Annotated in this window: 24 protein-coding genes and 2 tRNA genes; 20 read left to right on the top strand and 6 right to left on the bottom strand. The window is 53.6% G+C overall.

Annotated features, from left to right (window positions below):
- Positions 1-2: 2 nt before the first annotated feature.
- Together OGV79_RS04325 and OGV79_RS04320 are read left to right on the top strand one after the other, a co-directional pair.
- Positions 3-79 (top strand) — tRNA-Asp (locus OGV79_RS04325).
- An 8-nt stretch (positions 80-87) separates the two neighbouring features.
- Positions 88-163: transfer RNA gene (locus OGV79_RS04320), tRNA-Trp, on the top strand.
- A 103-nt stretch (positions 164-266) separates the two neighbouring features.
- Here the strand turns inward: OGV79_RS04320 and hdfR are convergent.
- Entirely contained in the window at positions 267-1,112 is an 846-nt protein-coding gene (gene hdfR / locus OGV79_RS04315) for an HTH-type transcriptional regulator HdfR (protein WP_012131114.1), read from the bottom strand.
- Between the two features lie 106 nt (positions 1,113-1,218).
- Between hdfR and maoP the strand changes: the two genes are divergently transcribed.
- On the top strand, positions 1,219-1,557 hold the full coding sequence (gene maoP / locus OGV79_RS04310; protein WP_012131115.1) for a macrodomain Ori organization protein MaoP: 339 nt from the start codon (positions 1,219-1,221) through the stop codon (positions 1,555-1,557).
- 26 nt (positions 1,558-1,583) lie between these two features.
- Here the strand turns inward: maoP and OGV79_RS04305 are convergent, their stop codons facing one another.
- A complete protein-coding gene (locus OGV79_RS04305; protein WP_286467768.1) occupies positions 1,584-3,104 on the bottom strand; it encodes a YifB family Mg chelatase-like AAA ATPase in 1,521 nt (506 codons plus the stop codon).
- A 351-nt stretch (positions 3,105-3,455) separates the two neighbouring features.
- On the opposite strand from OGV79_RS04305, the gene ilvL reads away from it, so the two are divergent.
- The 7 genes from ilvL (at position 3,456) to ilvA (ending at position 10,011) form a co-directional block, all read left to right on the top strand.
- On the top strand, positions 3,456-3,554 hold the full coding sequence (gene ilvL, locus OGV79_RS04300; protein WP_001311244.1) for an ilv operon leader peptide: 99 nt from the start codon (positions 3,456-3,458) through the stop codon (positions 3,552-3,554).
- Between the two features lie 86 nt (positions 3,555-3,640).
- Positions 3,641-3,691: a peptide IlvX gene (gene ilvX, locus OGV79_RS21630; RefSeq protein WP_202401504.1), complete on the top strand. Its 51-nt coding sequence runs from the start codon at positions 3,641-3,643 to the stop codon at positions 3,689-3,691.
- Positions 3,692-3,693: 2 nt separating this feature from the next.
- Positions 3,694-5,340, top strand: a complete 1,647-nt coding sequence (gene ilvG, locus OGV79_RS04295) for an acetolactate synthase 2 catalytic subunit (protein WP_047460048.1) — start codon at positions 3,694-3,696, stop codon at positions 5,338-5,340.
- A complete protein-coding gene (gene ilvM / locus OGV79_RS04290) occupies positions 5,337-5,600 on the top strand; it encodes an acetolactate synthase 2 small subunit (protein ID WP_012131119.1) in 264 nt (87 codons plus the stop codon). Before ilvG ends, ilvM begins: the two co-directional genes overlap by 4 nt.
- Before the next feature lie 17 nt (positions 5,601-5,617).
- Positions 5,618-6,547 carry a branched-chain-amino-acid transaminase gene (ilvE, locus tag OGV79_RS04285; RefSeq protein ID WP_286467763.1) on the top strand — a complete coding sequence of 310 codons (930 nt, stop codon included), beginning with the start codon at positions 5,618-5,620 and terminating at the stop codon, positions 6,545-6,547.
- Positions 6,548-6,613: 66 nt separating this feature from the next.
- Entirely contained in the window at positions 6,614-8,464 is a 1,851-nt protein-coding gene (gene ilvD / locus OGV79_RS04280) for a dihydroxy-acid dehydratase (RefSeq protein ID WP_153259166.1), read from the top strand.
- A gap of 2 nt (positions 8,465-8,466) precedes the next feature.
- A complete protein-coding gene (gene ilvA, locus OGV79_RS04275; protein ID WP_275376327.1) occupies positions 8,467-10,011 on the top strand; it encodes a threonine ammonia-lyase, biosynthetic in 1,545 nt (514 codons plus the stop codon).
- Positions 10,012-10,103: 92 nt separating this feature from the next.
- On the opposite strand, the gene ilvY is transcribed toward ilvA, so the two are convergent.
- Positions 10,104-10,994, bottom strand: coding sequence for an HTH-type transcriptional activator IlvY (gene ilvY / locus OGV79_RS04270; protein WP_024130093.1), 891 nt, complete (start codon positions 10,992-10,994; stop codon positions 10,104-10,106).
- Positions 10,995-11,159: 165 nt separating this feature from the next.
- Here ilvY and ilvC point away from each other — a divergent pair, with 165 nt between their 5' ends.
- On the top strand, positions 11,160-12,635 hold the full coding sequence (gene ilvC, locus OGV79_RS04265) for a ketol-acid reductoisomerase (RefSeq protein WP_012131124.1): 1,476 nt from the start codon (positions 11,160-11,162) through the stop codon (positions 12,633-12,635).
- Positions 12,636-12,756: 121 nt separating this feature from the next.
- Here the strand turns inward: ilvC and ppiC are convergent, their stop codons facing one another.
- Positions 12,757-13,038 carry a peptidylprolyl isomerase PpiC gene (ppiC, locus tag OGV79_RS04260; RefSeq protein WP_001140251.1) on the bottom strand — a complete coding sequence of 94 codons (282 nt, stop codon included), beginning with the start codon at positions 13,036-13,038 and terminating at the stop codon, positions 12,757-12,759.
- A 194-nt stretch (positions 13,039-13,232) separates the two neighbouring features.
- On the opposite strand from ppiC, the gene OGV79_RS04255 reads away from it, so the two are divergent.
- The 4 genes from OGV79_RS04255 to rep all read left to right on the top strand — a co-directional run bounded on the left by OGV79_RS04255 (position 13,233) and on the right by rep (position 17,555).
- Positions 13,233-13,934: a Crp/Fnr family transcriptional regulator gene (locus tag OGV79_RS04255; RefSeq protein WP_024130094.1), complete on the top strand. Its 702-nt coding sequence runs from the start codon at positions 13,233-13,235 to the stop codon at positions 13,932-13,934.
- Between the two features lie 28 nt (positions 13,935-13,962).
- Positions 13,963-14,706, top strand: a complete 744-nt coding sequence (locus OGV79_RS04250) for a nucleoside phosphorylase (RefSeq protein WP_047460034.1) — start codon at positions 13,963-13,965, stop codon at positions 14,704-14,706.
- Positions 14,706-15,434: a nicotinamide riboside transporter PnuC gene (gene pnuC / locus OGV79_RS04245; protein ID WP_200076308.1), complete on the top strand. Its 729-nt coding sequence runs from the start codon at positions 14,706-14,708 to the stop codon at positions 15,432-15,434. The genes OGV79_RS04250 and pnuC overlap by 1 nt, the downstream gene beginning before the upstream one ends.
- A gap of 99 nt (positions 15,435-15,533) precedes the next feature.
- On the top strand, positions 15,534-17,555 hold the full coding sequence (rep, locus tag OGV79_RS04240) for a DNA helicase Rep (protein WP_200076307.1): 2,022 nt from the start codon (positions 15,534-15,536) through the stop codon (positions 17,553-17,555).
- Between the two features lie 47 nt (positions 17,556-17,602).
- On the opposite strand, the gene gppA is transcribed toward rep, so the two are convergent.
- On the bottom strand, positions 17,603-19,087 hold the full coding sequence (gene gppA / locus OGV79_RS04235; RefSeq protein ID WP_012131131.1) for a guanosine-5'-triphosphate,3'-diphosphate diphosphatase: 1,485 nt from the start codon (positions 19,085-19,087) through the stop codon (positions 17,603-17,605).
- 8 nt (positions 19,088-19,095) lie between these two features.
- Positions 19,096-20,361 (bottom strand): ATP-dependent RNA helicase RhlB, encoded by a 1,266-nt coding sequence (gene rhlB, locus OGV79_RS04230; RefSeq protein WP_012131132.1) that lies wholly within the window; start codon positions 20,359-20,361, stop codon positions 19,096-19,098.
- A gap of 143 nt (positions 20,362-20,504) precedes the next feature.
- Between rhlB and trxA the strand changes: the two genes are divergently transcribed.
- The 5 genes from trxA (at position 20,505) to wzzE (ending at position 24,826) form a co-directional block, all read left to right on the top strand.
- Entirely contained in the window at positions 20,505-20,834 is a 330-nt protein-coding gene (gene trxA, locus OGV79_RS04225) for a thioredoxin TrxA (RefSeq protein ID WP_001280776.1), read from the top strand.
- A 169-nt stretch (positions 20,835-21,003) separates the two neighbouring features.
- Positions 21,004-21,096: a rho operon leader peptide gene (locus OGV79_RS04220; protein ID WP_223849128.1), complete on the top strand. Its 93-nt coding sequence runs from the start codon at positions 21,004-21,006 to the stop codon at positions 21,094-21,096.
- Positions 21,097-21,174: 78 nt separating this feature from the next.
- Positions 21,175-22,434, top strand: a complete 1,260-nt coding sequence (gene rho / locus OGV79_RS04215) for a transcription termination factor Rho (RefSeq protein WP_002437993.1) — start codon at positions 21,175-21,177, stop codon at positions 22,432-22,434.
- A gap of 202 nt (positions 22,435-22,636) precedes the next feature.
- Complete coding sequence (wecA, locus tag OGV79_RS04210) at positions 22,637-23,767, top strand: UDP-N-acetylglucosamine--undecaprenyl-phosphate N-acetylglucosaminephosphotransferase (protein WP_012131134.1); 1,131 nt, start codon at positions 22,637-22,639, stop codon at positions 23,765-23,767.
- Between the two features lie 12 nt (positions 23,768-23,779).
- On the top strand, positions 23,780-24,826 hold the full coding sequence (gene wzzE, locus OGV79_RS04205; protein ID WP_049009048.1) for an ECA polysaccharide chain length modulation protein: 1,047 nt from the start codon (positions 23,780-23,782) through the stop codon (positions 24,824-24,826).
- Positions 24,827-24,879 lie beyond the last annotated feature (53 nt).

Below are 24,879 nucleotides of genomic sequence, written 5' to 3'. Positions count from 1 at the left end.
GTGGAGCGGTAGTTCAGTTGGTTAGAATACCTGCCTGTCACGCAGGGGGTCGCGGGTTCGAGTCCCGTCCGTTCCGCCACCCTAATTAGGGGCGTAGTTCAATTGGTAGAGCACCGGTCTCCAAAACCGGGTGTTGGGAGTTCGAGTCTCTCCGCCCCTGCCAGAAAATTATCCTTAGCATTTGCTAAGGATTTTTTTTGCCTGAAAAACGGCCCCCGGCATATCCATTCAACTCCTTTCCCGGCATCCTTGCCATTGCTGTCCCTTTAATCTTCCAGGACGTTTGTTTTTAACAGATCGCGGATCAACGTATGTTTATCGCTATTTTGTAGCCATATTGCATATAACGGGCGTGAAAGCGTAGCGCTGTCGGCAACGGTATGAAGCCCGCCTTTTTCTTTGGCCCAGCCAACTGGAAGCCAACTGCATCCATTAAGAGCAGACAGTTGCTGTCTCGCCAGTTCAGCTGAACTGGTGGTAAGAACGGGAACCTCATCGCTCGCAATCAAACCCACTTCATGCTGTTGAAAATCAGGCCCCCACTCAAGACGCAGATAATTTAATTCATCTTTCATCTGTGATGGGCTGCTGCAATACAATGCGAGTGTGAAATGTCCCAGCAATTGGCTGCTAAACTCATCCATTTTTGGTGCTTCGGTGGTAATGAGCAGATCAAGCTGGCGTTCATGGAGTTGCTTTACTAACGACTGGCGTTGAGCGATCCTGGCTTCAAATTGCAGACTGGCTTGCGGCTCCAGAGACTGATATAAGCGTGCCAGCCAGCCATTGAGCATGCACTCCCACAGAGAAGCGCTGGCACCGATAGAAAACTCATTATGCCGCGATGTATGCGCCACTTCCTTACGTGCCGCCTGCCACGTATTCATCAGCGTTTCTGCATAGGGTAGTAGCTTCTCACCTGCTGCGGTTAAGCGGATATTGTTTCTGTGCCGGGTGAACAGGTTCACACCAAGCTGATTTTCCAGTTGTCTTATCCGAAAACTGACCGCCGATTGGGTCAGGTAGAGCGCTTCTGCCGCTCGTCCAAAGTGGCGTGTCCGGCTAACTTCCAGGAAAGTTTTTAACAATTCCGTATCCACAACGCTCTCCACAAAATTATTTGTCGTAATGATTTAAATCTTTTGTTTTACACTCTGTCAAGCGTAACTAATACTCCGCGCCATAAATAGCTCGGCCAAAGAATTAGGAGCGTGCAGGATGGCGGAAAGCTTTACGACGACTAATCGATATTTCGACAACAAATATTATCCACGCGGATTCTCTCGTCATGGTGATTTCACCATCAAAGAGGCACAACTGCTTGAACGTCATGGTTATGCCTTCAATGAGCTGGATCTGGGGAAACGTGAGCCAGTAACCGAAGAAGAGAGACTGTTTGTCGCGGTATGCCGTGGCGAACGTGAGCCGGTGACAGAAGCAGAACGCGTCTGGTCTAAATATATGACGCGTATTAAGCGTCCAAAACGTTTCCACACTCTGTCTGGCGGTAAACCGCAGATGGAAGGTGCGGAAGACTACACCGAATCTGACGATTAATAAAAAAAGGGCGAAATGCCCTTTTTTTACGTCAGTAGTTTTTGTAAATGAATCAGTAGTCTGTCTATTGCCCGATAGCCCACAGCCTCCTGCAAATGCAGGCGCGTAATATTCTCCGTTTGTTCCAGATCGGCAATGGTACGGGCAACCTTCAGTAAGCGCTGCCAGGCTCGTATAGACAATCCCAGATGTATCAGCGTCTCCTCCAGCCAGTGCGCATCATCACTGTGTAGAGAGCAGTACTTTCGTATACCCTGGCTGTCCAGATGGGCGTTTAGCTTCCCCTGTCGTTCGTACTGGCGTTTCCGTGCGGATATCACCCGTACTTTCACTGTAGCGCTGTCCTCGCCTTTCACCGCTGCCTGGCTGAGTATACCGGGCGGTGGCAGGGGAATTTCGAGCGAGAGATCGAATCGATCGAGAAAGGGGCCGGATAAACGGCTGAGGTAGCGCAACGTCTGTTCCGGGCTACAGCGATTATGGTTCCCCTGATAGTGACCGGTCGGGCTGGGATTCATTGCTGCAATCAGTTGGAAGCGCGCAGGATAGGTGATCTTTGCCCGGGTGCGCGAAAGGTGTATCTGACCAGACTCAATAGGTTCACGTAGCGCATCCAGCGTGCGTCGTTCAAACTCAGGCAGTTCATCCAGAAACAAAATACCGTTGTGCGCCAGCGATATTTCTCCTGGCGCGGGTATTGAACCTCCCCCCACCATTGCCGTTAATGACGCGCTGTGATGAGGCGAGCGGAAAGGACGTCGTTTCCACTGCCTTTGTACCGTATCGGCGTTCACCAGGCTGAGAATCGCCGCGCTTTCCAGCGCTTCTTTGTCGCTTAATGATGGCAGTAGCCCATTAATGCGGCTGGCCAGCATGGTTTTTCCCGTACCTGGCGGGCCTATCAGCAGCAGGTTGTGCCCTCCTGCGGCCGTGATTTCCAGGCCTCGTTTCCCCTGTTCCTGACCGATAACATCACTGAGATCGTCATGCAGTAAACAGGTGTCAGAATCGGTAGAGACTGGTTTCTCAAGATCCCGTTTCCCTTCCAGAAATGCGCATACCGTTTGCAGATGATCTGCAATCAGGCATCCCTCTCCGCTGATTAGCCCAACTTCTGTTGTATTCTCTTTTGCAACAATGATATGTCTGCCTGCCCGAATTGCCTCGGTTGCACTGGATATCGCGCCTGGAACGCCACGTAACGCACCTGTAAGGGCCAGTTCGCCCACCAGTTCATATTCATTAAGCTTATTTGTTGTAACTTGCTCTGACGCCGCCAGAAGCGCAATTGCGATAGGTAAATCATATCTTCCGCCCTCTTTGGGTAAATCTGCCGGGGCCAGATTAATGGTGATTTTCTTCGCCGGAAATTCATACCCGCTATTGATGATTGCGCTGCGAACCCGATCCCGGGCCTCCTTTACCGTCGTTTCAGGTAGCCCAACCATTGTTAAACCCGGCAGGCCATTACTGATATGCACCTCGATGGTTATTGGGGGCGCATTAACGCCAAGTGCGGCGCGTGTGTGAACAATCGACAGTGACATAATTCCTCCCGTTGAGAGAATTATGCTGCATTAAAAACCAGGAATATCCTGCACGATCGTTAACTTTCGGCGCGTATTCCGGTAATTTTATCGCCTTTTCAAAATATGCTTTGCTGTTCGGAAGCGTGCTCGCAAAAAATCACAGATGCGAAAAAAAGATGGGGGTTGCTGTTGTTTATGAAGCAAAAAGTGAAAATTTTTCATTTCCTGTTTTTTGTATAAAAAACAATGATTTTTTGCTAAACCGTTAGCTGCGTCAGAAAAATGAAAATAAAAATATCTTGTGCTATTGGCGAAAGCTATGGTAACTCTTTAGGCATTCCTTCGAACAAGATGCAAGAATAGACAAAAATGACAGCCCTTCTACGAGTGATTAGCCTGGTCGTGATTAGCGTGGTGGTGATTATTATCCCACCGTGCGGGGCTGCACTTGGACGAGGAAAGGCTTAGAAATCAAGCCTTAACGAACTAAGACCCCCGCACCGAAAGGTCCGGGGGTTTTTTTTGACCTTAAAAACATAAACGAGGAGCAGACAATGACTAATAGCATAAAATTCTGTTTCTCCAGATTTACGGCGGGGATGTAGCTATGAATGGGGCACAGTGGGTGGTACATGCTTTGCGAGCACAGGGCGTTGAAACCGTTTTTGGTTATCCCGGTGGCGCAATTATGCCGGTTTACGATGCGTTGTATGACGGCGGCGTGGAACATCTGTTGTGTCGTCACGAGCAGGGTGCGGCGATGGCGGCAATTGGCTATGCGCGTTCAACGGGCAAAACGGGCGTCTGTATCGCCACGTCCGGCCCTGGCGCTACCAATTTGATCACCGGTCTGGCTGACGCACTGTTAGATTCCGTGCCGGTTGTGGCCATCACGGGTCAGGTTTCCGCTCCGTTCATCGGAACGGACGCTTTTCAGGAGGTTGATGTGCTGGGGCTGTCGTTGGCATGTACGAAGCACAGCTTCCTCGTGCAATCGCTGGAAGAGCTGCCGCGCATCATGGCTGAGGCTTTCCGGGTTGCGAACTCGGGTCGTCCTGGCCCTGTTCTGGTTGATATCCCCAAAGATATCCAGTTAGCCAATGGTTCACTGGAGCCGTATTTCACCACCGTTGAAAATGAAACGGCTTTCCCGCACGCGGATGTTGAGCAGGCGCGTCGGATGATGGCGCAGGCGCAAAAACCGATGCTGTACGTGGGCGGCGGCGTAGGCATGGCGCAGGCCGTACCCGCGCTGCGCGCATTTATCGCTGCGACGCAAATGCCGGTGACCTGCACGTTAAAAGGCCTGGGCGCGGTGGATGCCGACTATCCGTATTATCTCGGTATGTTGGGGATGCATGGCACTAAAGCGGCAAACTTTGCGGTGCAGGAGTGCGATCTGCTGATTGCCGTAGGGGCACGTTTTGATGACCGGGTGACGGGCAAGCTGAATACCTTTGCGCCGAACGCCAGCGTGATCCACATGGATATCGATCCGGCGGAAATGAACAAACTGCGTCAGGCGCATGTCGCGTTGCAGGGCGATCTGAACGCATTATTGCCCGCGTTACAGCAACCGTTAAATATTGACGCCTGGCGCCAGCACAATGCTGAACTGCGTACTGAGCACGCCTGGCGTTACGATCATCCCGGTGAAGCCATCTATGCGCCGCTGCTGTTAAAACAGCTGTCGGAACGTAAACCCGCAGACAGCGTGGTGACGACGGATGTGGGCCAGCATCAGATGTGGTCTGCGCAGCATATGACGTACTCGCGCCCGGAGAATTTCATCACCTCCAGCGGCTTAGGTACGATGGGTTTTGGCCTGCCTGCGGCGGTTGGCGCGCAGGTTGCGAGGCCGAATGATACCGTTATCTGTATCTCCGGTGACGGCTCTTTCATGATGAATGTACAAGAGTTGGGCACCGTAAAACGCAAGCAGTTGCCGTTGAAGATTGTCTTACTCGATAACCAGCGGTTAGGCATGGTTCGACAATGGCAACAACTGTTTTTCCAGGAACGATATAGCGAAACCACCCTTACCGATAACCCCGATTTCCTCATGTTAGCCAGCGCCTTCGGCATTCCTGGCCAACACATCACCCGTAAAGACCAGGTTGAAGCGGCGCTCGACACCATGCTGAACAGTGATGGGCCATACCTGCTTCATGTCTCAATCGACGAACTTGAGAATGTCTGGCCCCTGGTGCCGCCTGGCGCCAGTAACTCAGAAATGCTGGAGAAATTATCATGATGCAACATCAGGTCAATGTGGCAGCTCGTTTCAACCCGGAAACGTTAGAACGTGTTTTACGCGTGGTTCGCCACCGTGGTTTTCAGGTGTGCTCCATGAATATGGAAGCCGCCACCGATGCGCAAAATATAAATATCGAATTGACCGTTGCCAGCCCCCGGTCGGTCGACTTACTGTTTAGTCAGTTAAGTAAACTGGTAGATGTTGCACATGTTGCTATCTGCCAGAGCACAACCACATCACAACAAATCCGCGCCTGAGCGCAAAAGGAAGAAAAATGACGACGAAAAAAGCTGATTACATCTGGTTCAATGGTGAGATGATTCGTTGGGAAGATGCGAAGGTTCATGTGATGTCCCACGCACTGCACTACGGTACTTCCGTGTTTGAAGGGATCCGTTGCTACGACTCTCACAAAGGTCCAGTGGTGTTCCGCCATTGTGAACACATGCAGCGTTTGCATGATTCAGCCAAAATCTATCGTTTTCCCGTCTCCCAGAGCGTTGATGAGCTGATGGAAGCCTGCCGCGACGTTATCCGTAAAAACAACCTGACCAGCGCGTATATTCGTCCGCTGGTGTTTGTGGGCGATGTGGGGATGGGCGTTAACCCGCCTCCGGGATACAGCACTGACGTCATCATCGCGGCGTTCCCATGGGGCGCATACCTGGGCGCAGAAGCGCTGGATCAGGGGATCGATGCGATGGTTTCTTCCTGGAACCGCGCAGCGCCAAACACCATTCCGACAGCGGCAAAAGCGGGCGGTAACTACCTTTCTTCACTGCTGGTAGGGAGTGAAGCGCGTCGTCATGGCTACCAGGAAGGTATCGCGTTGGATGTGAATGGTTATATTTCCGAAGGCGCAGGCGAAAACCTGTTTGAAGTGAAAGATGGCGTGTTGTTTACCCCGCCGTTTACCTCCTCCGCGCTGCCAGGTATTACCCGTGATGCGATCATTAAGCTGGCGAAAGAGCTGGATATCGAAGTGCGTGAGCAGGTGCTGTCTCGCGAATCTCTGTATCTGGCGGACGAAGTGTTTATGTCCGGTACTGCGGCAGAGATCACACCGGTTCGCAGCGTGGACGGTATCCAGGTAGGCGAAGGCCGCTGCGGTCCGGTCACCAAACGTATTCAGCAAGCATTCTTTGGCCTCTTCACCGGTGAAACCGAAGATAAATGGGGCTGGTTGGATCAGGTAAATCCATAAATTAAAAATAAATGGGACGGCACGCACCGTCCCATTTAACAGACAGACACTGGGAGTAAATTACGCATGCCTAAGTATCGTTCCGCCACAACCACACATGGTCGCAATATGGCGGGTGCCCGCGCGCTGTGGCGCGCCACCGGGATGACCGATGCCGATTTTGGCAAACCGATCATCGCCGTCGTGAACTCATTCACCCAATTTGTGCCGGGTCACGTTCATCTGCGCGATCTCGGTAAGCTGGTCGCCGAACAGATTGAAGCCGCTGGCGGCGTCGCCAAAGAGTTCAACACCATTGCCGTGGATGATGGCATCGCTATGGGTCACGGGGGCATGCTGTATTCACTGCCGTCTCGCGAACTGATCGCCGACTCGGTGGAGTACATGGTGAACGCCCACTGTGCGGATGCGATGGTCTGTATTTCCAACTGCGACAAAATCACCCCAGGGATGCTGATGGCCTCGCTGCGCCTGAACATTCCGGTAATTTTTGTCTCCGGCGGCCCGATGGAAGCCGGGAAAACCAAACTTTCCGATCAGATCATCAAGCTCGATCTGGTTGATGCGATGATTCAGGGTGCGGACCCGAAAGTTTCTGACGATCAGAGCAATCAGGTCGAACGCTCCGCTTGCCCGACCTGTGGGTCGTGTTCCGGGATGTTCACCGCTAACTCAATGAACTGCCTGACGGAAGCGCTGGGCCTGTCGCAGCCGGGCAACGGCTCGTTGCTGGCAACCCACGCCGATCGCAAGCAGCTGTTCCTCAATGCCGGTAAGCGCATTGTTGAGCTGACTAAACGTTACTACGAGCAGGATGACGCTTCCGCACTGCCGCGTAATATCGCCAGTAAAGCGGCGTTTGAAAACGCCATGACGCTGGATATCGCCATGGGCGGTTCGACCAACACCGTTTTACACCTGCTGGCGGCGGCGCAGGAAGCGGAAATCGACTTCACTATGAGCGATATCGACAAGCTTTCCCGCAAGGTTCCACAGTTGTGTAAAGTCGCGCCAAGTACGCAGAAATACCACATGGAAGACGTCCACCGTGCAGGCGGCGTGCTGGGTATTCTGGGCGAGCTGGATCGCGCCGGGCTGATGAATCGCGATGTAAAAAACGTGCTGGGTCTGACGCTGCCGCAAACGCTGGAGCAGTACGATGTTATGATCAGCCAGAATGAAGCGGTAAAACAGATGTTCCGTGCAGGCCCGGCGGGTATCCGCACGACGCAGGCGTTCTCGCAGGATTGCCGCTGGGATTCGCTGGATACCGACCGCGCCGAAGGCTGCATTCGCTCGCTGGAACATGCCTACAGCAAAGATGGCGGTCTGGCGGTGCTCTACGGTAACTTTGCTGAAAACGGCTGTATCGTAAAAACCGCAGGCGTGGATGACAGCATCCTGAAATTTACCGGCCCGGCGAAAGTCTATGAAAGCCAGGACGATGCGGTTGAGGCGATCCTCGGCGGTAAGGTGGTTGCCGGTGATGTGGTGGTTATTCGCTACGAAGGGCCGAAGGGTGGTCCTGGTATGCAGGAAATGCTCTACCCGACTACCTTCCTGAAATCGATGGGGCTGGGTAAAGCCTGTGCGCTGATCACCGATGGCCGTTTCTCCGGCGGCACGTCTGGCCTCTCTATCGGTCACGTCTCACCGGAAGCGGCCAGCGGCGGTAATATCGCCATCATTGAAGATGGCGACATGATTGCTATTGATATTCCAAACCGTGGTATTCAACTGCAACTGAGCGATGCGGAAATCGCCGCGCGTCGCGAAGCGCAGGAAGCCCGTGGTGATAAAGCCTGGACGCCGAAAGATCGTCAGCGTCCGGTCTCCTTTGCGCTGCGTGCTTATGCCAGCCTGGCGACCAGCGCCGATAAAGGCGCGGTACGCGATAAATCGAAGCTGGGAGGTTGATGATGGCCGAGTCGCAACCCCTGTCAGCCGCCCCGGAAGGGGCGGAGTACCTGCGTGCGGTACTCCGCGCGCCGGTATATGAAGCAGCGCAGGTGACGCCGCTGCAAAAAATGGAAAAACTCTCTTCGCGCCTCGACAACGTTATTCTCGTGAAGCGTGAAGACAGGCAGCCTGTACACAGCTTCAAGCTGCGCGGAGCCTACGCGATGATGGCGGGGCTCACCGAAGAACAAAAAGCCCACGGCGTTATCACCGCATCGGCGGGTAACCATGCTCAGGGCGTGGCGTTCTCCTCCGCGCGTTTGGGTGTGAAAGCATTGATTGTGATGCCGCTGGCGACCGCCGATATCAAAGTGGACGCGGTGCGCGGGTTTGGCGGGGAAGTGCTGCTGCACGGCGCGAACTTTGATGAAGCGAAAGCAAAAGCTATCGAGCTGGCGCAACAGCAGGGCTTTACCTGGGTTCCGCCGTTCGATCATCCGATGGTGATTGCCGGGCAGGGCACGCTGGCGCTGGAACTGCTCCAGCAGGATGCGCATCTCGACCGCGTATTCGTGCCGGTTGGCGGCGGTGGACTGGCGGCAGGCGTAGCGGTGCTCATCAAACAGCTGATGCCGCAAATCAAAGTGATCGCCGTTGAAGCGGAAGATTCGGCCTGCCTGAAAGCGGCGCTGGATGCCGGTCATCCGGTGGATCTCCCGCGTGTGGGACTGTTTGCCGAAGGCGTGGCGGTTAAACGTATCGGCGATGAAACCTTCCGTCTGTGCCAGGAATATCTCGACGACATTATCACCGTCGATAGCGATGCGATTTGCGCAGCGATGAAAGATCTGTTCGAGGATGTGCGTGCGGTGGCGGAACCTTCCGGTGCGCTGGCGCTGGCGGGGATGAAAAAATACATCGCCCAACACAATATTCGCGGCGAACGCCTGGCGCATGTGCTTTCTGGCGCGAATGTGAACTTTCATGGTCTGCGCTATGTGTCTGAACGCTGCGAGCTGGGTGAACAGCGCGAAGCGCTGCTGGCGGTGACTATCCCGGAAGAGAAAGGCAGCTTCCTGAAGTTTTGTCAGCTGCTGGGCGGTCGTTCCGTTACTGAATTTAACTACCGTTTTGCCGACGCTCAAGATGCCTGCATTTTTGTCGGCGTTCGTCTGAGCCGTGGACTGGAAGAGCGCAAAGAGATTCTCGCGCTGCTGCATGAAGGCGGCTACAGCGTGGTGGATCTCTCCGACGACGAAATGGCGAAACTGCATGTGCGCTATATGGTTGGCGGACGCCCATCGAAACCGTTGCAGGAACGTCTGTACAGTTTCGAATTTCCAGAGTCACCCGGCGCGCTGCTGAAGTTTCTGCACACGCTGGGAACGCACTGGAATATTTCGCTGTTCCACTATCGCAGCCACGGTACCGACTATGGTCGTGTGCTGGCGGCGTTCGAACTGGGCGAAAACGAGCCAGATTTCGAAACCCGGCTGAATGAGCTGGGCTACGAGTGCCACAACGAAACCCACAACCCGGCGTTCCGCTTTTTCCTTGCGGGTTAGGGTGTTCGGGAAAATGCCTGATGGCGCTGCGCTTATCAGGTCTACGTTCTTTTGAGCCGTAGGCCGGATAAGGCGCTTGCGCCGCCATCCGGCTAGTGGTTGGGCAGAATGTTCCAGAACGCATCAATAAGCGGCTCATGCAGCCGCTTTTTTTGTGCGCAAACGCCCAGCTCAAACGGCGTTTTCTCGTCGCTGCGCTCCAGGATCATCACGCGGTTACGCACGGGTTCAGGGCTATTTTCCAATACCACTTCCGGCAGCAGTGCCACGCCGCAGCCGAGCGCGACCATCGACACCATCGCTTCATGTCCACCGACCGTTGCGTATATCGACGGATTGCTGATTTTCTGACGGCGGAACCACAGCTCAATACGGCGACGCACCGGGCCTTGATCGGCCATGATAAACGGCACCGTTGACCAGTCGGGTTTATCCACTGAGACCTGATTTCGCACCGGGCAAGGCAATGCGGGAGCTATCAGCACCACCGCCAGATTCTCCAGCATTGAAAACGCGACCGCGCCGGGCAGGGTTTCCGGTTTACCAGCAATCGCCAGATCCGCCTCGCCCGTCACCACTTTTTCCATCGCATCGGCGGCATCGCCGGTGGTGAGTTTGATTTCCACAGAGGGATGCTCCGCCCGGAAACGGTCAAGAATGGGCGGCAGATGGCTATAAGCGGCAGTGACCGAGCAGAAGATATGCAGCTCGCCCGACAGCGACGGGCCTTGTTGGTCGATGGTGTGGCGTAACTGCTGATACTGCAACAGCGTTTGCTGGGCGAACGTTCGCAGCTCTTCTCCCGCTTCGGTGAGCGTAACGGTACGGTTATCGCGAATGAACAGCGGCTGACCGAGATCCTCTTCGAGGCGTTGAATCTGCCGGGAGAGCGTGGAAGGGCTAACGTGCATTGCCCGCGCGCTGCGGCCAAAATGGCGACTTTCCGCCAGATGCAGGAAGGTTTTCAGATCGCGTAAATCCACTGGCTTTACTCCCGATGTCTACGTTGCAGAAATTGCAATGTGATGTTGTGAATATATCAATTTCCGCAATAAATTTCCTGTCATATAGTGAGTTCATTCTCTCTTGCACAGACACGGCAAGCGAACCGAACAATAAGCACGACACAACATCACGGAGTTACAGATATGGCTAACTACTTTAATACACTGAATCTGCGCCAGCAGTTGGCGCAACTGGGTAAATGTCGCTTTATGGGCCGCGATGAATTTGCCGATGGCGCGAGCTACCTTCAGGGTAAAAAAGTGGTCATCGTCGGCTGTGGCGCTCAGGGGCTGAACCAGGGCCTGAACATGCGTGACTCCGGTCTGGATATCGCCTACGCCCTGCGTAAAGAGGCGATTGCCGAGAAACGTGCTTCCTGGCGTAAAGCGACCGAAAACGGCTTCAAAGTGGGGACTTACGAAGAGCTGATCCCGCAGGCTGATCTGGTGGTTAACCTGACGCCGGACAAACAGCACTCCGACGTGGTGCGTTCCGTACAACCTCTGATGAAAGACGGCGCGGCGCTGGGTTACTCCCACGGTTTCAACATCGTGGAAGTGGGCGAGCAGATCCGCAAAGATATCACCGTGGTGATGGTGGCGCCGAAGTGCCCGGGTACTGAAGTCCGTGAAGAGTACAAACGTGGTTTCGGTGTACCGACGCTGATCGCCGTTCACCCGGAAAACGATCCGAAAGGCGAAGGGATGGCGATTGCCAAAGCATGGGCGGCGGCAACTGGCGGTCATCGTGCGGGCGTGCTGGAGTCCTCCTTCGTGGCGGAAGTGAAATCTGACCTGATGGGCGAGCAGACCATCCTGTGCGGTATGCTGCAAGCGGGTTCTCTGCTGTGCTTCGATAAGCTGGTGGAAGAAGGTACCGACCCGGCATACGCGGAAAAACTGATTCAGTACGGCTGGGAAACTATCACCGAAGCGCTGAAGCAGGGCGGCATTACGCTGATGATGGATCGTCTGTCCAATCCGGCAAAACTGCGTGCTTATGCGCTGTCTGAACAGCTGAAAACCATCATGGCGCCGCTGTTCCAGAAACACATGGACGACATCATCTCCGGTGAATTCTCCTCCGGTATGATGGCGGACTGGGCGAACGACGATAAGAAACTGCTGACCTGGCGCGAAGAGACCGGTAAAACCGCATTCGAAACCGCGCCGCAGTATGAAGGTAAAATCGGTGAGCAGGAGTACTTCGATAAAGGCGTTCTGATGATCGCGATGGTGAAAGCGGGCGTTGAGCTGGCATTCGAAACCATGGTGGATTCCGGCATCATCGAAGAGTCTGCGTACTATGAGTCACTGCACGAACTGCCGCTGATCGCCAACACCATCGCCCGTAAGCGTCTGTATGAAATGAACGTGGTTATCTCTGATACCGCCGAGTACGGCAACTACCTGTTCTCTTACGCTTGCGTACCGTTGCTGAAAGCGTTCATGACTGAAATTCAACCGGGCGATCTGGGTAAAGCGATTGCTGAAGGCGCGGTTGACAACGCACAGCTGCGTGATGTGAACGAAGCGATTCGTGGCCACGCTATTGAGAAGGTTGGCCAGAAACTGCGTGGCTATATGACGGATATGAAACGCATTGCGGTAGCTGGTTAAACAGGTTGTCGGGTGGCGCTAACGCTTACCCGACCTACAAAAAGCCATTATTTCGTAGGCCGGGTAAGCGTTAGCGCCATCCGGCAAAAAAGCCCGGTGTTTATACTCACCGGGCTTTTTATTAGTTGCGATACAGCACCTTAATGATGTGGTATCCGAACTGAGTGTGCAGTGGGCCGGTTGGTTCCAGCACCGGGCAGGAGAAGACCACTTTGTCGAACGCCGGAACCATCTGGCCCTGACGAAACTCACCTAAGTCACCGCCTCTTTTGCCTGACGGGCAGATAGAGTGCTTTTTCGCCAGTTTGCCAAAGTCGGCGCCATTCTTGATTTGTTCCAGAAGATCCAGCGCCAGCTTCTCTTCTTTTACCAGGATATGCAGTGCTGCTGCGGTTTTCGCCATTATTTCGCTCTCATGTCTCAAAGGTTGCCCGCCACTTTATCATTCCTTAGGGCGTCGGACATATACTCTTCGCCATCGCAGGACAGATGTCCCGCCGGGTTTAATGAACCGGGAGATGAACGACACTTTTATCAGACATATTCCCTCTGCAACAGGACAGCCGTCCTGTCTTTCCATCTCAGGAGAGAGATAACATGAGCTCAATGAAAAACGCAGAATTTTCAGGCGACTGGCTGACAGGGCTAACCCAAATCGTACGCGATCCGCAGCTGTATGAGCTGCTCAAATATTGCCCGCTGGACATCATGCAGCGCTGGCGCGTTGAGGAAATACCTCGCGGAGCGCTGATTTGCCGTCAGGGCGACATTTGTCGGCAATTCTCGCTGATTGTTTCCGGTGAGGTGGATGTCTTTTACGAAGCTGAAGACGGGCGCCGTTATCGGCAGGCACATTACCGCAAAGGCGACATGCTGGGCGAGCTGGAGATTTTTGAGTCGCGGCATTACATCTGTTCGGTGATGGCGGTTGGTAGCGTTCAGTTGTTAAGCCTGCCGCAGGCGGATTTTCATCGCTGGCTGGCGCTGGATAACCATTTTAACCAGCGGATGCTGCGCTTTTTCAGCCAGCAATATTATCAGTTGTCGAAAAAGGCCAGCAGCGACAATTTGTACTCGCTGTATCAACGGGTTTGCCAGGCATTATGGCAGCGATATCAACATGATGAATCGACCACGATTTTGCTGGATAAACAAAATCTCAGTCAGGAATTTGCGGCGACGACGCGCAGTATCAACCGTATTTTGCACGATCTGAAATCGCTGAAAATTATTGATACCGACGGTGAGCGGATCGTCTTATTAGCCCCTGAAAAACTGAAACAGGAGGCGGAGATCTGAGTCCCTCAGCACAGTAAGGAGACAGAAGATGCAACCCCATATTCGATTAAGCAATAGCATGACCGGTGCGCGGTATGCGCTATTGCCCGGCGATCCTGAGCGGGTGGACAGGATCGCCCACTTTCTTGATAACCCTGAGATACTGGGGCAAAACCGGGAGTTTCGGGCGGCGCGCGGCACATATAAAGGGATTGAGATTCTGGTGCTGTCGACGGGAATCGGCGGGCCATCAACGGCCATTGCCATTGAAGAGTTACGGCAGATTGGTGTAGACACGCTGATTCGCATCGGTAGCTGTGGGGCATTGCAGGATACGCTGGCGCTGGGTGATCTGATTATCGCCAACGGTGCGGTCGCCGATGACGGCACCAGCAAAACCTACGCGCCAGCCTGCTATCCGGCCTGCGCAGACCCGCAGCTTATCGCCACGTTGATCCAGCAGGCGAAGCAGATGAACATTCCTGCGATTTGCGGGCTGGTGCGCAGCCACGACAGCTTTTATACCGATCGTGAAGCTGAACTGGATGCGGAATGGTCAGCGCGCGGCATTCTCGGGGCGGATATGGAAACGGCGGCGCTGATGGTGGTCGGCGCATTACGTGGGCTGCGTACGGCGTCGTTGCTGAACGTGGTCGTTGCCCACAACGGCTGTCTGGACAGCAGTATTAATGATTATGTTCAACAGGAAACGCTGTGTCTGCGGGGTGAAGAACGTCAGATTTCCCTGGCGCTACAGGCCATTTATTTCGATAGCCAGCAAGGAGAGCAGTGATGGACTTTTTCAGTATTAATAACGTGATGGTCAACATTCCTCTCGGCGAAGGCGGGTATGCGCTGTCGTGGATTGAGGCTATCGGCACGGTCTTTGGTTTATTGTGCATCTGGTGCGCCAGCCGGGAAAAAATCATCAATTACCTGTTTGGTCTGATTAACGTCACCCTGTTTGCCGCGATCTTTTTCCAGATTCAGCTATATGCCAGCCTGCTGCTTCAGGTGTTCTTCTTTGCCGCCAATATCTATGGCTGGTATGCGTGGAGCCGTCAGAATGAGGCGCAAGAGGCGGTGCTGAAGGTGCGCTGGCTCTCCCGCCAGCAAACGCTGGTGCTGAGCGGTGTGTGTATTGTCGCCATCCTGCTGATGACGCGGTTTATCGACCCGGTGTTCGCCATGCTGACCCATATTATGCTCGGGATGCTGCAAACGGTAGGAGTTCAGGTGGCGATGCCAGAGCTACAGCCAGACGCGTTCCCGTTCTGGGATTCCACCATGCTGGTGCTGTCAATTGCGGCGATGGTGCTGATGACTCGCAAATATGTGGAAAACTGGCTGCTGTGGGTGCTTATCGACGTCATTAGCGTGGTGATTTACGCGGTACAGGGCGTCTATGCGATGTCGCTGGAGTATGTCCTGCTAACGGCGATTGCGATTATGGGATCGTACAGCTGGGTCCTGAGCGCAAAACGCAACGGCTATACGCCGCTTGCCGCCAGCACCACCTGATTAACGCTTTCCAGGCTGTCTGAAAGGGCAGCCTGTTACTCCCTCGGCCCTGCTTTCTGCTACAATCCTTCCCCCGTTCGAAGATTGAGCAATATTCCCATGCGTTTAAACCCCGGCCAACAACACGCTGTCGAATTCGTCACCGGCCCCTGCCTGGTGCTGGCGGGCGCGGGTTCTGGTAAGACTCGCGTTATTACCAATAAAATCGCCCATCTGATTCGTGGTTGCGGCTATCAGGCGCGCCATATTGCGGCAGTGACCTTTACCAATAAAGCGGCACGTGAAATGAAAGAGCGTGTCGGGCAAACGCTGGGGCGTAAAGAGGCGCGCGGGCTGATGATCTCCACTTTCCATACGTTGGGGCTGGATATCATCAAACGTGAATATGCGGCGTTGGGGATGAAATCGAACTTTTCGCTGTTTGACGATACCGATCAGGTCGCATTGCTGAAAGAGCTAACTGACGGTCTGATTGAAGATGACAAAGTTATCTTGCAACAGCTGATCTCGACGATCTCTAACTGGAAAAACGATCTGATGACGCCCACTCAGGCGGCGGCAAGCGCAAAAGGGGAACGCGACCGCATCTTCGCTCACTGTTATGGTCTGTACGATGCGCATCTGAAGGCCTGCAATGTGCTCGATTTTGACGACCTGATTCTATTGCCGACGCTGCTGCTACAGCGTAATGAAGAGGTGCGTGAGCGCTGGCAGAACAGGATTCGCTATCTGCTGGTGGATGAATACCAGGATACCAACACCAGTCAGTATGAACTGGTGAAGCTGCTGGTGGGAAGTCGCGCGCGCTTTACGGTGGTGGGTGATGATGACCAGTCGATCTACTCCTGGCGCGGCGCGCGTCCGCAAAACCTGGTGTTGTTGAGTAAGGATTTCCCGGCGCTACAGGTGATCAAGCTGGAGCAGAACTATCGTTCCTCCGGGCGCATTCTGAAAGCGGCGAATATCCTGATTGCCAATAACCCTCACGTCTTTGAAAAACGCCTCTTTTCTGAACTGGGCTATGGCGCGGAACTCAAGGTGCTGAGCGCGAACAATGAAGAACACGAGGCCGAACGCGTTACCGGCGAGCTGATTGCCCATCACTTTGTGAATAAGACTGAATACAAGGATTACGCCATTCTGTATCGCGGGAACCACCAGTCGCGGGTGTTTGAAAAATTCCTTATGCAGAACCGTATTCCCTACAAAATTTCTGGCGGCACGTCGTTCTTCTCCCGCCCGGAGATTAAAGACCTGCTGGCCTATCTGCGCGTACTGACCAACCCGGATGATGACAGCGCTTTCCTGCGGATTGTGAATACGCCAAAACGAGAAATCGGCCCGGCCACGCTGCAAAAGCTGGGCGAATGGGCGATGGCGCGCAACAAGAGTCTGTTTACCGCCAGTTTTGATGTGGGGCTGAACCAGACGCTGACCGGGCGCGGCTATGATTCACTGACCCGCTTTACCCATTGGCTGGGGGAAATTCAGCGTCTGGCGGAGCGTGAGCCGATTGCCGCCGTGCGCGATCTCATCCACGGTATTGATTACGAATCCTGGTTGTATGAGACCTCGCCGAGCCCAAAAGCGGCGGAAATGCGCATGAAGAACGTCAACCAGCTGTTTAGCTGGATGACCGAAATGCTTGAAGGTAACGAACTTGACGAACCCATGACGCTCACCCAGGTGGTGACGCGCTTTACGCTACGCGACATGATGGAGCGTGGTGAAAGTGAAGAAGAGTTGGATCAGGTACAGCTCATGACGCTGCATGCCTCGAAAGGGCTGGAGTTCCCGTACGTGTTTATGGTGGGGATGGAAGAAGGATTCCTGCCGCACCAGAGCAGCATTGACGAAGACAATATCGATGAGGAGCGCCGTCTGGCCTATGTGGGGATCACCCGCGCGCAGAAAGAGCTGATCTTCACGCTGTGCAAAGAGCGTCGTCAGTACGGCGAACTGGTGCGCCCGGAACCAAGCCGCTTTTTGCTGGAACTGCCGCAGGACGATCTTATCTGGGAGCAGGAGCGTAAAGTGGTAACGGCCGAGGAGCGGATGCAGAAAGGGCAGGCCAGCATAGCCAATATCCGCGCCATGATGGCGAAAGCAAAAGCGAAGTAGGTATTTTCCAGGCCGGATAAGCGTAAGCGCCATCCGGCAGCCAGTATCTAATGAACGTCCAAAGGCCAGTGGACATAGCTTTGCCACTGGCTTTCCTGATCGATCAACTCTTTACCCAGCGGGTGATGCTCCAGCCACCCTTGCGGCAAGGTTAACGTCAGATTCTCATCCTGCGCCTGCAACGTAATCTGTGGCACCAGATCGTCACGGCGACGGCTGGCAAAAATGATCGCCAGACGCAACAGGCGACAAAGATGTTCAGCGACGCGCGGCGGCACCGCATTCTGCTGGTGGAGGGAAGAGAGGTCGATCGGGTTGGTCTGATTTAACAGCAGGGTGGCTAACAGCTTCTTTTGCGCGGGGGTGAATCCCGGTAAATCCAGATTACGTACCAGATAAGCCGCGTGCTGCGGCGCCTGTTTAAAATCAACGCTCAGGCCGATTTCATGCAGCTGACAGGCACTGGTCAGGAGTTCGCGACTGATCGGCTCAAGATGCCACTTATCTTCCACCTGATCGAGAAAGTTTACCGCCAGATCCGCTACGCGATGCGCCTGTTCGGTATCGACCATAAATCGACGCTGAATGTTACGCAGCGTGCGGCTGCGAATATCCTGATCCACCGCCAGATGCAGCATGCCATACACCAACCCTTCGCGCAGCGCTCCGCCCGCAAGCGTCATACACTGGATGTCCAGTTCGGTGAAAATCGCGATCAGAATGGCCAGACCGCTGGGGAATACCAGCGCGCGTTCCAGCGTTAACCCTTCAATTTCCAACTCTTCCAGACGGCCGCAATGAATTGCGCGTTGCTTCAGCTGTTGAAGTTTCGCCAATGTGATGCGCTCATCCATGCCCTGCGCCATCATGATTTCCTGCAACGCCTGGACGGTGCCAGACGCGCCTACGCAGACTTTCCAGCCATGCTTGCGTAGCTCATCGGCGACCGGACGCAGCACTTCACGCGCGGCTTTTTCCGCTTCATCGAAGTTTTCTTGCGCCAGATTGCGATCGGTAAAGTAGCGTTCAAGCCAGGTGACGCAGCCCATTGACAGGCTAAACAGAGAGGTGGTTTGTGCGCCGGTTCCGGTGACCAGTTCGGTGCTGGCGCCGCCAATATCGACCACCAGACGCTGATCGGCGCCGCCGGTGGTATGGGCAACACCCTGATAAATCAGCCGCGCTTCTTCTTCGCCGCTAATGACCTGGACAGGACAACCGAGGATCTCCTGCGCTTTGGCGATAAACTCGCCCGCATTGACGGCGAGACGCAGCGTTGCCGTGGCGACGACGCAGATTTGCGGTTGAGGAATATCCTGTAGGCGTTCAGCGAAAAGGCGCAGACATTGCCAGCCGCGCTCCATCGCTTCAGCGGAAAGCGAATTATCACTGTTCAGGCCCGCAGCCAGACGCACCTTGCGCTTAATTCGCGTGAGCGTCTGGATGCTTCCAGCCACCTCGCGTACAACCAGCATATGAAAACTATTGGAACCGAGATCAATTGCGGCATACAGCGAAGTGGAAGTGAGCATATATTACGTTAACCTGAACGACGACGATTACGCGGCGCGCCGGTGCGACGCGGTCCATTGCCTGGGCGCGAGCGCGTCAGGCGCAACGGCTTCGGCAAATTGGTCATCAGCGCTTCCGGGTTATATTTGCTGACCGGGATAGAGTGACCAATATAAGCCTCAATGGCAGGCAGGTTCAGCGCGTACTCTTCACAGGCCAGGCTGATAGAGTGACCGCTCGCTCCTGCGCGACCCGTACGTCCGATACGGTGAACGTAGTCTTCGCAGTCATCCGGCAGGTCATAGTTAAAGACGTGCGTTACGGCCGGAATGTGCAGACCGCGCGCGGCAACGTCGGTTGCGACGAGGATATCGAGATCGCCACGGGTAAACTCGTCGAGAATACGCAGACGTTTTTTCTGCGCAACGTCGCCGGTCAACAGGCCGACACGATGACCGTCAGCTGCCAGATGCCCCCAGATGTCTTCGCAGCGGTGCTTGGTATTGGCGAAAACAATGGCGCGATCCGGCCACTCTTCTTCGATCAGCGTTTGCAGCAAACGCATCTTCTCTTCGTTAGAAGGGTAGAAGAGCTCTTCTTTAATACGGTGGCCTGTCTTTTGTTCCGGTTCCACTTCAACATATTCGGCGTTGTTCATCTGCTCGAACGCCAGTTCGCGAACACGGTAAGAGAGGGTTGCGGAGAACAGCATGTTCAGACGCTGATTGGCCGGCGGCATACGGCGGAACAGCCAGCGGATGTCTTTAATAAAGCCCAGATCGTACATGCGATCGGCTTCATCCAATACGACGACCTGAATGGCGCCGAGGTTAATGTGGTTTTGTTTCGCGTAGTCGATCAGACGACCCGTGGTGCCGATCAGAATATCGACGCCGCTTTCCAGCACTTTCAGCTGTTTGTCGTAGCCGTCACCGCCGTAGGCCAGGCCTAATTTCAGGCCGGTGGTCTGCGCCAGCGGTTCCGCATCGGCGTGGATCTGCACGGCCAACTCACGCGTTGGCGCCATAATTAAGGCGCGCGGCTGGTTCACCTTGCGATCGTCAATCGCGGGATGAGAGAGAAGATAATGAAACGAAGACGTCAGGAACGCCATCGTTTTTCCGGTTCCGGTTTGCGCCTGCCCTGCGACATCACGACCCGCCAGCGTTAGCGGGAGGGCCAATGCCTGAATGGGCGTACAATTATGAAACCCTTTATTTTCAAGGGCTTCTATCACCTTTGGGTGCAGGGCGAAGTCGGAAAACTTCTGTTCTGTTAAATGTGTTTTGCTCATAGTGTGGTAGAATATCAGCTTACTATTGCTTTACGAAAGCGTATCCGGTGAAATAAAGTCAACCTTTAGTTGGTTAATGCGACATCAACACGTCGTTGATGAAGGCGAAACCAACACACCAGGCTTATTCCTGTGGAGTTATTATGAGCGATAAAATTATTCACCTGACTGACGACAGTTTTGACACGGATGTACTCAAAGCGGACGGGGCTATCCTCGTTGATTTCTGGGCAGAGTGGTGCGGACCGTGCAAAATGATCGCCCCGATTCTGGATGAAATCGCTGACGAATATCAGGGCAAATTGACGGTTGCTAAACTTAACATCGACCAAAACCCAGGCACTGCGCCGAAGTATGGTATCCGTGGCATCCCGACCCTGCTGTTGTTCAAAAACGGTGAAGTCGCAGCAACCAAAGTGGGCGCACTGTCCAAAGGTCAGCTGAAAGAGTTCCTCGACGCCAACCTGGCGTAAGACGGAAGTTTCATGTTCGGGTGACCAGCATCCTAAATTATTCGGATGACTGGACGCCCGGCTTGAGTCGTGCTAACTTAGTGTTGACTTCGTATTAAACATACCTTATTAAGTTTGAGTCTTGTTTTTTCCAACGCTTCCCGTTTTTTCTCGCGCGAGAAGTGAACAGATTCCTGGTTTGTCACTCAATCCGTCTTGTCGTTTCAGTTCTGTGTACTTTCCTGTGACCAGACAGCGAACAGACATGAGTTGGTGGCCGTAAACAGGCATGGATGATCCTGCCATACCATTCACAACATTAAGTTCGAGATTTACCCCAAGTTTAAGAACTCACACCATTATGAATCTTACCGAATTAAAGAATACGCCGGTTTCTGAGCTGATCACTCTCGGCGAAAATATGGGGCTGGAAAACCTGGCTCGTATGCGCAAGCAGGACATTATTTTTGCCATCCTGAAGCAGCACGCAAAGAGTGGCGAAGATATCTTTGGTGACGGTGTGCTGGAGATATTGCAGGATGGATTTGGTTTCCTCCGCTCTGCAGACAGCTCCTACCTCGCCGGTCCTGATGACATCTACGTTTCTCCCAGCCAAATCCGCCGTTTCAACCTCCGCACTGGTGACACCATTTCTGGTAAGATTCGCCCGCCAAAAGAAGGCGAACGTTACTTTGCGCTGTTGAAAGTTAACGAAGTTAACTACGACAAACCTGAAAACGCTCGTAATAAAATCCTCTTTGAGAACTTAACGCCGCTGCACGCGAACTCACGTCTGCGTATGGAACGTGGTAACGGTTCTACTGAAGATTTAACGGCTCGCGTACTGGATCTGGCTTCCCCGATTGGCCGTGGTCAGCGTGGTCTGATCGTCGCACCGCCGAAAGCGGGTAAAACTATGCTGTTGCAGAACATCGCGCAGAGCATTGCTTACAACCATCCTGACTGCGTACTGATGGTGCTGCTGATCGACGAGCGTCCAGAAGAAGTGACCGAAATGCAGCGTCTGGTAAAAGGTGAAGTGGTTGCTTCCACCTTCGACGAACCGGCATCCCGTCACGTTCAGGTTGCTGAAATGGTGATCGAGAAGGCGAAGCGTCTGGTTGAACACAAAAAAGACGTCATCATTCTGCTCGACTCCATCACTCGTCTGGCTCGCGCCTACAACACCGTGGTTCCGGCTTCCGGTAAAGTCCTGACCGGTGGTGTGGACGCCAACGCCCTGCACCGTCCGAAGCGTTTCTTCGGCGCGGCGCGTAACGTGGAAGAGGGCGGCAGCCTGACCATTATCGCAACGGCGCTGATCGACACCGGTTCTAAGATGGATGAAGTGATCTACGAAGAGTTTAAAGGCACCGGTAACATGGAGCTGCACCTCTCCCGTAAGATCGCTGAAAAACGCGTCTTCCCGGCTATCGACTACAACCGTTCCGGTACGCGTAAAGAAGAGCTGCTCACCACTCAGGAAGAGCTACAGAAAATGTGGATCCTGCGCAAAATCATCCATCCGATGGGTGAAATCGACGCGATGGAATTCCTCATTAACAAGCTGGCAATGACCAAGACCAACGACGACTTCTTCGACATGATGAAGCGTTCGTAAGTCCGGCTGATACCGAAAACGCCACGTTTTTACGTGGCGTTTTTCTTTTGCGATTTATCTGATCTGTTAGTCAAATAAACAAGTCATCATCACATTCATTATGTGGAATTGCTGTGGGCTGTATAAACTACGAGTGGTCGAAAGTGTAATGTTCTGAATGCTCTCTTCTAGAGACAGACGTAACGCATTATACTTTAAGGAAATGATATATGCTGAGAGCACATACACTGTGAATTTACTCGCTGCTTTATCTGAGCTAATCAGTATTTTTTTATTCACAACCATTTTTATTTTTCTTGCGCGAAAAGTAGCCATCAAGATAGGTTTAGTGGATAAACCCAATTTTCGTAAACGGCACCAGGGGGTGGTTCCTTTGGTTGGCGGGATTTCTGTGTTCGCAGGAATCAGCTTTATGTTTGCTCTCTCGGATTACTATATTCCGCACGCATCGTTATACCTTTTTTCTGCTGGTGTGCTGGTTTTGGTCGGCGCATTGGATGATCGTTTTGACATTAGCGTGAAAATTCGCGCTGTGGTACAGGCCGCTATTGCTGTTGTCATGATGGTGATAGGGAAACTCCATCTCAGTAGCCTGGGGTATATTTTCGGTCCCTGGGAATTGGTGCTCGGCCCCTTTGGCTATTTCCTCACGCTCTTTGCCGTCTGGGCGGCGATCAATGCTTTCAATATGGTTGATGGTATTGATGGCTTACTTGGCGGGCTGTCCAGCGTCTCATTTGCCGCAATGGGGCTGATTCTGTGGTTTGATGGGCAGACGAGTCTGGCGGTATGGTGTTTCGCCATGATCGCCGCGATTCTGCCCTATATCATGTTAAACCTTGGTGTTCTGGGGCGTCGTTATAAAGTCTTTATGGGCGATGCGGGCAGTACGCTGATTGGCTTCACGGTTATCTGGATCCTGCTGGAAACCACGCAGGGTAAAACGCATCCTATCAGCCCGGTTACTGCGCTGTGGATTATTGCGATTCCATTAATGGACATGGTGGCGATTATGTATCGTCGCCTGCGTAAGGGCATGAGCCCCTTTTCTCCCGATCGCCAGCATATTCATCATTTGATCATGCGTGCAGGGTTTACTTCCCGACAGGCATTTGTTCTCATTACGCTCGCCGCTGCGATTCTGGCTTCCATTGGCGTTGCCGCAGAATATTCCCATTTTGTTCCAGAATGGGTCATGTTGGTGCTCTTTTTGCTAGCATTCTTCCTTTACGGTTACTGCATTAAGCGTGCCTGGAAGGTGGCGCGATTTATTAAGCGCGTGAAGCGCAGACTACGCAGAAACCGTGATAACAATCCAACGATAACCAAGTAAATTGAGGATGCGATGACACAACCATTACCGGGGGCACACGCCGTGAGCGCTGAAAATGAACTGGATATTCGTGGGTTGTTTCGTACCTTGTGGGCTGGGAAGCTATGGATTGTGGGAACAGGGCTGGCTTTTGCGCTGATTGCGTTAGCGTATACGTTTTTTGCCCGTCAGGAGTGGAGTGCAACGGCGATTTCCGACCGCCCCACCGTCAATATGCTGGGCGGCTATTACTCCCAACAGCAGTTTTTGCGCAACCTTGATATCAAAGCCAGCCTCGCGCCGGCCGATCAGCCTTCGGTAATGGATGAAGCGTATAAAGAGTTCGTCATGCAACTGGCGTCCTGGGATACGCGTCGCGATTTCTGGCTACAGACCGATTATTACAAGCAGCGCATGGTCGGCAACAGCAAAGCCGATGCCGCGATGCTGGATGAAATGATCAATAACATTCAGTTCACGCCTGGCGATTTCACTCGCAACACCAATGATAGCGTGAAGCTGATTGCGGAAACGGCGCCCGATGCCAACAACCTGCTTCGCCAGTATGTGGCGTTTGCCAGCCAGCGTGCGGCGAGCCATCTGAATGATGAGTTAAAGGGTGCATGGGCCGCGCGGACTATCCAGATGAAAGCGCAGGTTAAACGCCAGGAAGAGGTGGCGAAAAGCATTTTCTCTCGTCGTGTTCATAGCATTGAACAGGCGCTCAAAATTGCCGAGCAGCATAATATTTCTCGTACGGCGACCGATGTTCCTGCCGATGAATTACCCGACTCTGAGCTGTTTTTGCTTGGCCGCCCTATGCTACAAGCGCGTCTTGAAAACCTTCAGGCTGTCGGTCCAGCATTCGATCTGGACTATGATCAAAACCGGGCCATGTTGAACACGCTGAACGTGGGGCCGACGCTGGACCCGCGTTTCCAGACCTATCGTTATTTGCGCACGCCGGAAGAACCGGTAAAACGCGATAGCCCGCGCCGTGCTTTCCTGATGGTTATGTGGGGCATTGTTGGGGCGCTGATCGGGGCTGGCGTCGCATTAACCCGCCGCCGCGCGATTTAGCAACATCTCAGCAGTGAGGGGTTAGGCCCTCACTGCCTATTCGAAGAGAATCG

Source organism: Citrobacter sp. CK185 (assembly GCF_030333565.1).
Taxonomy (GTDB): Bacteria; Pseudomonadota; Gammaproteobacteria; order Enterobacterales; family Enterobacteriaceae; genus Citrobacter_B; species Citrobacter_B koseri.
This window is presented reverse-complemented; position numbering and strand designations above follow the sequence as displayed.

Bases quoted from the DNA above. Each gene is read 5' to 3' on its own strand.
- ilvA (WP_275376327.1), top strand. From the start codon at position 8,467: ATGGCCGAGTCGCAACCCCTGTCAGCCGCCCCGGAAGGGGCGGAGTAC.
- ilvM (WP_012131119.1), top strand. From the start codon at position 5,337: ATGATGCAACATCAGGTCAATGTGGCAGCTCGTTTCAACCCGGAAACG.
- ilvE (WP_286467763.1), top strand. From the start codon at position 5,618: ATGACGACGAAAAAAGCTGATTACATCTGGTTCAATGGTGAGATGATT.
- gppA (WP_012131131.1), bottom strand. From the start codon at position 19,087: ATGCTCACTTCCACTTCGCTGTATGCCGCAATTGATCTCGGTTCCAAT.
- maoP (WP_012131115.1), top strand. From the start codon at position 1,219: ATGGCGGAAAGCTTTACGACGACTAATCGATATTTCGACAACAAATAT.
- rep (WP_200076307.1), top strand. From the start codon at position 15,534: ATGCGTTTAAACCCCGGCCAACAACACGCTGTCGAATTCGTCACCGGC.
- rho (WP_002437993.1), top strand. From the start codon at position 21,175: ATGAATCTTACCGAATTAAAGAATACGCCGGTTTCTGAGCTGATCACT.
- wecA (WP_012131134.1), top strand. From the start codon at position 22,637: ATGATATATGCTGAGAGCACATACACTGTGAATTTACTCGCTGCTTTA.
- OGV79_RS04255 (WP_024130094.1), top strand. From the start codon at position 13,233: ATGAGCTCAATGAAAAACGCAGAATTTTCAGGCGACTGGCTGACAGGG.
- OGV79_RS04250 (WP_047460034.1), top strand. From the start codon at position 13,963: ATGCAACCCCATATTCGATTAAGCAATAGCATGACCGGTGCGCGGTAT.
- ilvC (WP_012131124.1), top strand. From the start codon at position 11,160: ATGGCTAACTACTTTAATACACTGAATCTGCGCCAGCAGTTGGCGCAA.
- OGV79_RS04305 (WP_286467768.1), bottom strand. From the start codon at position 3,104: ATGTCACTGTCGATTGTTCACACACGCGCCGCACTTGGCGTTAATGCG.
- pnuC (WP_200076308.1), top strand. From the start codon at position 14,706: ATGGACTTTTTCAGTATTAATAACGTGATGGTCAACATTCCTCTCGGC.
- ppiC (WP_001140251.1), bottom strand. From the start codon at position 13,038: ATGGCGAAAACCGCAGCAGCACTGCATATCCTGGTAAAAGAAGAGAAG.
- wzzE (WP_049009048.1), top strand. From the start codon at position 23,780: ATGACACAACCATTACCGGGGGCACACGCCGTGAGCGCTGAAAATGAA.
- rhlB (WP_012131132.1), bottom strand. From the start codon at position 20,361: ATGAGCAAAACACATTTAACAGAACAGAAGTTTTCCGACTTCGCCCTG.
- ilvD (WP_153259166.1), top strand. From the start codon at position 6,614: ATGCCTAAGTATCGTTCCGCCACAACCACACATGGTCGCAATATGGCG.
- trxA (WP_001280776.1), top strand. From the start codon at position 20,505: ATGAGCGATAAAATTATTCACCTGACTGACGACAGTTTTGACACGGAT.
- ilvG (WP_047460048.1), top strand. From the start codon at position 3,694: ATGAATGGGGCACAGTGGGTGGTACATGCTTTGCGAGCACAGGGCGTT.
- ilvL (WP_001311244.1), top strand. From the start codon at position 3,456: ATGACAGCCCTTCTACGAGTGATTAGCCTGGTCGTGATTAGCGTGGTG.